This window comes from Streptomyces sp. NPDC057638 (assembly GCF_042800315.1).
GTDB lineage: Bacteria > Actinomycetota > Actinomycetes > Streptomycetales > Streptomycetaceae > Streptomyces.
The window spans coordinates 20775-28275 of record NZ_JBHVHF010000075.1 but is presented as its reverse complement, the minus strand read 5'-3'; the positions used below and the strand labels follow the sequence as shown (position 1 = coordinate 28275).

The 7501-nt window shown below is 73.6% G+C and carries 4 protein-coding genes; 1 reads left to right on the top strand and 3 read right to left on the bottom strand.

Annotated elements, in window-relative coordinates; genetic code table 11:
• Positions 1-393 precede the first annotated feature (393 nt).
• The 3 genes from ACFVIM_RS13575 to ACFVIM_RS13565 all read right to left on the bottom strand — a co-directional run bounded on the left by ACFVIM_RS13575 (position 394) and on the right by ACFVIM_RS13565 (position 5401).
• Positions 394-2508 carry an MMPL family transporter gene (locus ACFVIM_RS13575; protein ID WP_384300870.1) on the bottom strand — a complete coding sequence of 705 codons (2115 nt, stop codon included), beginning with the start codon at positions 2506-2508 and terminating at the stop codon, positions 394-396.
• 218 nt (positions 2509-2726) lie between these two features.
• Positions 2727-3518, bottom strand: coding sequence for an alpha/beta fold hydrolase (locus ACFVIM_RS13570; RefSeq protein ID WP_384300869.1), 792 nt, complete (start codon positions 3516-3518; stop codon positions 2727-2729).
• A 596-nt stretch (positions 3519-4114) separates the two neighbouring features.
• Complete coding sequence (locus tag ACFVIM_RS13565) at positions 4115-5401, bottom strand: acyltransferase family protein (RefSeq protein ID WP_384300868.1); 1287 nt, start codon at positions 5399-5401, stop codon at positions 4115-4117.
• Positions 5402-5659: 258 nt separating this feature from the next.
• Between ACFVIM_RS13565 and ACFVIM_RS13560 the strand changes: the two genes are divergently transcribed.
• Complete coding sequence (locus ACFVIM_RS13560) at positions 5660-7441, top strand: non-ribosomal peptide synthetase (RefSeq protein ID WP_384300867.1); 1782 nt, start codon at positions 5660-5662, stop codon at positions 7439-7441.
• Positions 7442-7501 lie beyond the last annotated feature (60 nt).

The window sequence follows — 7501 nt, the reverse complement described above, 5'->3', positions numbered from 1 at the left end:
GGGGAGGACACCCCCGGGGGCGCGGCGCGCGGCTCCCGTCTCCGTGGCGTCCGTCAACCGCTGCCCGACCGGAGCCCGGTAGGAACAGGAACGCCGCCGCCCCCGTGGCGGCGGGGACGGCGGCGGCACGCGACCGGACACCCTCCGGCACGGTGGCCGGCACGGGCGGTCCGGGCGCCGGTCCGGGCGCCAGACCAGACCGGGCCTCACACGGGCCCGACCCGGGCTGGCTCTGCTCCTGGCCTGGGCTGGCCCGTCCGTGGCCGGTTCCCGGCCTGGTCAAAGGCCAGCGGTCAGCGGCCAGTTGTCAGCGGCCCGTTGTCAGCGGTCAGTGGCCCGGAAGGCCGGGGGCCGGGGTCCGGGGTCGGGACACGGCGGACACCAGGGCCGGACTCAGACGTTCTCCAGCTCCCGCTCCGCGGCGGGCGCGGGCGGCGCGGGCGGCTCAGCTGCCCGGTGCCGCGAGAGCGACCCCGGAGCCCAGAACCTGGGCCCCAGATCCAGCGCCAGCGCGGGCACCAGCACGGTGCGGACCAGGAAGGTGTCGATCAGCACCCCGATACACACCACGAAGCCCATCTGCGCCATCGCCACCAGCGGCAGCCCGGCGAACACCCCGAACGTGGCCGCCAGCACCAGACCCGCCGAGGTGATCACCCCGCCCGTGCTGCTCAGCCCGATCAGCACCCCCTGGGTATGACCGTGACGGGCCGTCTCCTCCTTCACCCGGTGCATCAGGAAGATGTTGTAGTCGATCCCCAGCGCCACCAGGAACACAAAGCCCAGCAGCGGCACCGACCAGTCGACACCCGCATACCCCATCAGGTTCTCGAAGATCAGGTTCGAGGCGCCCAGCGCCGCGCCGAACGACACCACCACCGTCGCCAGCAGCACCAGCGGCGCCACCAGCGCCCGCAGCAGCCAGATCAGCACCAGCAGCACCACGAACAGCACCAGCGGCACCACGACCTTCAGATCCCGCGCGGTCGCGGCCTCCTTGTCCACCGTCTGCGCCGCCGTACCGCCGACCAGGGCACCCGTGCCCTCCAGGTTCTCGCGCAGCTCCCTGACGGTGTCCTTGGCCGCCGCGCTGTCCGGCGTACCCGCCAGCACCGCCGACAGCTGGGTCAGCCCGCCCTCGGGCGCCGTCGCCGTGGTCCGGACCTCCACGACCCCCTCCGTCGCCGCCGCGGCCGCACGCACCCCGGCCGCCTCCGGCGTCTTCACCACGATCACCGCCGGGTCAGCCGACCCGGACGGGAAGTGCGCCGACAGCCTCTCCTGCGCCACCACCGACTCCGGCTTGGTCTGGAACCAGTTGCTCTGGCTCAGCCCCATGTCCAGCCCCAGCGCCGCGAACGCCAGCGCCCCGGTGACCACCAGCGACCCGATCCACGACCGGCGCGGCCGGGCGGCGACCGCGTTCCCGATCCGCGACCACAGCGGCCGCGCCGCCTTCGGCGCCGTACCGTAACGCGGAACGAGCGGCCAGAACACCCAGCGGCCCGCGATCACCAGCAGCGCCGGCAGGATCGTGACCATCGCCAGATAGCCGCAGACCACCCCGATCACCCCGACCAGGCCCATGGACCGGGAGGAGTTGATGTCCGCGAAGCCCAGACACGCCAGCCCGACCGCGACCGTGCCCGCCGACGCCAGCACCGCCGGACCCGAACGGCGCAGCGCCGCCTTCATCGCCACATGCCGGTCCTCCCTACGGTGCAGCTCCTCGCGGTAGCGGGCGATCAGCAGCAGCGCGTAGTCCGTGCCGACACCGAACACCAGCACCATCAGCACGCCCGAACTCTGCGGATCGACCTGCAGCCCCGCGTACTTCGCCAGCAGATACGTCCCCGCCTGCGTCAGCACCGACGCGAACGCCACCGCGATGGCCGGGAAGACCCACAGCACCGGGCTGCGATAGGTCAGCAGCAGCAGCACGACCACGATCAGACCGGTCGCCATCATCAGCGTCGCGTCCAGCGAACCGAACACGGTGAACGCGTCCGCCGTCGACGCCGCCGGACCGCCGACCCGCGTGTCCAGACCCGGCGGAGCCTGCGCGTCAGCGATCCCGCGCAGCTCCTTCACCTTGTCCGCCAGGACCTTCTGCTCCTCACCGGGCAGCGGCACCACGACCATCAGGGCCTTGCCGTCCTCGGACAGCACCGCGGGCGGCACCCGCTCACCCCCGGCGGCGACCTTCGCGAACGCGGCCCGGTCGGACTCCACCTTCGCGCGCACGGCCGCGTCCACGGCACCATCGGTGCTGTAGACGGCGACCGCCGGCATCAGCTCATCGGTACGGAACCTCTCCAGCTCCGTGTTGACCCGCGCGGACTCCGCGCCGCGCGGCAGGAAGGCGTTCGCACTGGTGTCATGGACCTCACCGAGCTTGCCCGCCAGCGCACCGAGCGCCATCGCGGCCAGCAGCCAGATCAGCAGGACAAGCCATTTTCCGCGGCGGCCGCCGGGCGCGGCGGCGCCTCGCTTGAGCCATGCTCGCATAGGGGGATCTCTCCTCAAACGGGGGACGTTCCGCGGCCGTGCGCGGAAGAAGAGCCGCCAGGCGGCCCGGATTCATCGTCCCCGGCGGTTCTGTGCGCGGGCATCTCCCAGGTTGCGCAGTGCGCCGCACGAGACAGCGCCCGTGGACACGCGTTCCACGGGCGCTGCCTCCTCGCGCGGCGGCCTGGCACACACCCCGGCCGCCCGCCGGTAGCGGATCAGTTGTTGCTGAAGAAGTTCTTCAGCTCCGGCGCCAGCGCCGCCGGGTCCACCGCGATGCCCTGACCGGCCAGCGCGTGGACCTCGGCGGCCGGAACGGCGTCCGCGACCGCCTTCGCCGACGCGTGCAGCCACGCGTCCGCCTCGGACCCGTGCACCACCAGCGTCGGCACCGTCACCGCCGACAGCTCGACCGCCGGCAGCGCGAAGTCCTCACCCAGGATCGTCGTGTCATACGGAAGGGTGTGCGCCAGCGCCTCCAGGCCCGCCCAGAACGGGGCGAACTTCATCCCGGCCACCGCCTCGGACGGCGCGCCCATGCCCTCCACCATGAAGAACTCGACGGCCTCACCGGAACGGTCCGACGAGCTCAGCTCGGCCAGCCGCTCGGTGAAACCGGCCGGCGGACGCGGCCCGTTCTCGTCCACCACGAACGGCGGGTCGTAGACCGCGATCCGGGTGATGTCCAGCCCCGCGGCCGCCGCCTTCAGCGCCAGCGCGCCACCGGCCGACAGCCCGAACACCCGCGCCGAACCGCCCGCCTCGGCGATCAGCGCGGCGAGATCCTCGATCTCCCGCTCCACCGCGTACTCGGCGGCGTCGCCGCTGTCCCCGCGGCCACGGCGGTCGTAGTTGAAGACAGTGAAGTGCGGCGCCAGCTCCGCCGCGAGCTGCGCCATGGTCGGATGAGCGCGCTCACTGAAGGAACCGCCCACCAGGATGAGCGCCTCGCCCTCGCCCGTGCGGTCGTAGGCGATCGTCGTGCCGTCAGCGGACTGGACAGTGTTCATGGTTCTCCTGAAAGCGAAGCGGTTGTCCTGCGGGGGACTGTGCCCCACCAAGACTGAAGCCCGGCGGCCGGCCACGCATCTTCCCCCTTGCTCTGTGCGGCAAGGACAGTGAGGACGGTGAGGACGGCGGGGGAGAGCGGGGGAGAGGCGGGTGAGGCCCCCGCGCTCCGCCAGCGGTGTCAGGCCCCTCACCTCCCACAGGGTGTCAGCCCCGAGACCGGTCAGGTCCGTCCGGCAGCCCGGGCCCTTCTGCCGGTCAGGCCTGTCAGCCGGGCCCTTCTGCCGGTCGGGTCCGTCCGGCGGCCGGGTTTCTCCAGCGGTCAGACCCGGCGGGTACGGGCAGTCCCTCCCCGGTACGCAAGGCCCGGCGACCACCCAGCGCCCCGGCCCTCACACCTGCGCGCCCACGACACCCACGGCCAACGGCCCCCACCGGAGCGCGGTTCACCCCCACAGCGGCACGGGCGCGAGCGGACCCGCGCCCGCGCGCCGCCCCCCGGGGCGCGGACACCAGCGCCGCCCCCCGGGGGGCAGACCGGGCGCGACCCGCCAGACCAGACCGGCGCGGGCCCGCCCCCTCACCGCGGCGCGTCAGGTCAGCGCGGCCCGGCGACCGTGTACGCGTCCCGCTCGGGCACCGGCCCCGGCCGCGGGCCCTTGGGCCGGGCGCCCTCCCTGCGGGCCGCCCACCGCGCGACCGCGTTCACGACCGGCCGCTCGACCGCGTAATGACTGACCGTCGCCGCCAGCACACTGCCGACCAGCACCGCCGTCATCAGCTCACCGAACCCGATCGTGCCGCGCAGCTGGTTCATCAGCCCCGGCTCGGTCCCGAACACACTGCCCGTCTCGAACCAGAAGTACATGACCGCGAAGTGCCACAGATAGATCCCGTACGAGATCCGCCCCAGATACCGCGCCACCGGGTTGCCCACCACCGCGTCCATCACCCGCGACCGGCTCCCGGGCACCGACAGCGGCATCACCACCAGATAGGAGAAGAGCAGCAGCAGCCCGTACTGGGTCAGCGCCAGCCCCACGCCCTCGTAGTCCCCGTACCCCCGGCGCCCGAACGGCTGGGTGCAGTTGACCGCGTAGATCACCAGCGCACCGGCCCACAGCCACAGCGGATGACGCCCCGCCAGCCTCAGCGGCAGCGGCGGCCGCCCGGGCCGCAGCTCCGCCATCACCTGCCAGATCGCCATCGCCATCCCGAGCGCGAACGCACCGCCCACCGCCAGCGGCCACCAGTACTGCTCCGGATAGACACCCATCTCGGGCCGGTGGATCCACCACGTCCACACCGCCGACCCCACGGTGAGCACCACCAGCGGCACCATCATCCGCCGCACCCTGGCCGCCAGATCGTCCGTCCGCCGCGCCAGCCAGTGCATCAGCACCGCCAGCGGCGGCAGCGCCAGGTAGTACTGCATCTCCGCCGGAACGGTCCACGCCGGATCCATCCCCGCGATCCACGTGTAGTCGTACACCTGGAGCATCAACAGCGGCCGCAGCACATACCAGGGCCCGTCGACCGCGTCGAAGTTCAGCAGGAACACACAGACCACGGCCAGCAGCGCGTACGCGGGCCACAGCCGCGCCAGCCGCTTGGCCAGGAACGGGCCCACCCGCGGCCGCGAGCCACCCCCCAGCGTCCACCGCGCGAACGGCCGGTACAGCAGCATCCCCGACAGCACGAAGAACGGGCCCAGCGCCAGCGGCCGCAGCCCGGCCAGCAGCGTCGCCAGCGCCTCGTTCCCCGGCGGCGCCGTATAGGCGCCCATCACCCCGGCGGCGAAAGACGTGTGCACGCCCGCCACCGCCAGCGCGCACAGCGCGCGGACCCCGTCGAGCCCCCCCACACGTCCGGTCTGACGGGCCACGGCCCCAGCCCCCTTGGCATTCACGGCGAACGAACTCCTTCGCGACTCGATGGCTCGTTCAGCATGCGCATGGCCCAAATCCCGCGCCATCTTCCGGAGTGCTCTCCACCCCCGCCAGCCCCCGGCACCGACGCCCACAGCCGCTCGGCACGGCAGAAGATGCGGCGCCCGGACCGCCTGTGTGAGCGTTCCCGGCAGACCCCGCACGCCGACGCCGCGCGGGCCCACACCGGCGGGACAGAGCGAAGGGGACAGCCGATGGCCACCACGATCCACGAACGCTTCACCGCCCAGGCACACCTGACCCCCGGCGCGGTCGCCGTCAGCGCGCCCGGCACCACCTGGACCTACCGCCGGCTCGACGAGCGCACCGACCGCCTCGCCCACCGCCTCACCCAGGCCGGCGCCCGCCCCGGCGAGCCGGTCGCGATCCTGGCGGACCGCACCCCCCACGTGATCGCCGCGATCCTGGCCACCCTCAAGACCGGCGCCTTCGCCCTGCCGCTGCACAGCGCCAACCCGCCCGCCCTCACCCAGCAGATCATGGACCGCTGCGGCTCCCCCCCGCTGCTCACCGACCCGGCCATGACCGCCCGCGGCCTGCCCCGCACCCGCCAGACCCTGGATGTCACCGCCGCCCTCCCGCCCGCCCCGCACCCGCACAGCGCCGCAGACAGGGACGGGGACGGGGAGGATCTGGCGTACGTCATCCACACCTCCGGCTCCACCGGCGAACCCAAGGGCGTCGCCGTCCCCCACCGCGCCATCCTCCACCTCGCCGACGACCCCTGCTGGAGCACCGGCGCCCACCAGCGGATCCTCGCGCTCGCCCCCTACGCCTTCGGCGTCAGCGCCTACGAACTGTGGGTGCCCCTGCTGCGCGGCGGCCAGATCGTCCTGCCGCCCCCCGGCGACCTCGGCGTGCGCACCGTACGCCAACTGATCACCGCACACGCCATCACCGCCCTGCATGTGACCGCGGGCCTGTTCCGCCTCTTCGCCGAAGAGGCCCCCGACAGCTTCGCCACCGTCCGCGAAGTCCTCACCGGCGGCGACGTCATCTCACCCGAAGCCGTCCGCCGCGTGCTGGCCGCCTGCCCCGCCACCACCGTACGGGCCATGTACGGGGCCACCGAGGTCTCCTCCTTCGCCGCCCACGCCCCCCTCACCGCCGACCGCCCCCCGACCGGGCCCATCCCGGTCGGCCGGCCGCTGGACACCGTCGGCGCCCGCCTCCTGGACACCGGCCTGAACCCCGTCGCCGACGGCACCACCGGCGAGCTGTACCTGGCCGGACCCCGCCTCGCCCACGGCTACCACCAGCGCCCGGACCTGACAGCCCAACGGTTCATCACCCACCCCGACGGCACCCGCCTCTACCGCACCGGCGACCTGATGCGCCACGGCCCCGGCGGCCTGGAGTTCGCCGGACGCGCCGACGACCAGATCAAGATCCGCGGCTACCGCGTCGAACCCGCCCAGACCGAACACGTCCTGTCCCGCCAGCCCGGCATCGCCCACGCCGCCGTCATCGCCCGCGAGGCCCCCGACGGCGACAAACACCTGATCGCCTACCTCGTCCCGCGCCACGCCGCCATCGACCTGCCCGCCCTCAAAGCCGCCACCGCCGCCGCCCTGCCCGACTACCAGCGGCCCGCCGCCTACGTCGAACTGCCCGCCCTGCCCCTGACCGCCAACGGCAAACTCGACCACGCCGCCCTCCCCGACCCCGACCCCGGCACCCGTGCCGAGGCGCGGGGTACGCAGGCGGACCGGCCGCGCACCGCACACCAGGACGCCCTGTGCGCCCTGTTCTCCCGGGTCCTGGGCATCCCCGGCATCGGCCTCGACGACAGCTTCTTCACCCTGGGCGGACAGTCCCTCCAGGCCATGCGCCTGGCCTCCCGCATCGAGGCCGAACTCGGCCACACCGTCTCAGTCGCCGACATCCTCAACCACCCCACCGTCGCCGAACTCGACGCCCACCTCCAGCAGACCACCACCGCCACCGCCGACGATCCGGCACCCGCGCCTCACTAGAACCACCCGGCCCGCCCGCCCCCGTACCGCCGCCGCCCCGCCGCCCGCCCTGTGCGCGGT

Coding starts and splice junctions, on each gene's coding strand:
- ACFVIM_RS13575 (WP_384300870.1), bottom strand. CDS start 2,508: ATGCGAGCATGGCTCAAGCGAGGCGCCGCCGCGCCCGGCGGCCGCCGC.
- ACFVIM_RS13570 (WP_384300869.1), bottom strand. CDS start 3,518: ATGAACACTGTCCAGTCCGCTGACGGCACGACGATCGCCTACGACCGC.
- ACFVIM_RS13560 (WP_384300867.1), top strand. CDS start 5,660: ATGGCCACCACGATCCACGAACGCTTCACCGCCCAGGCACACCTGACC.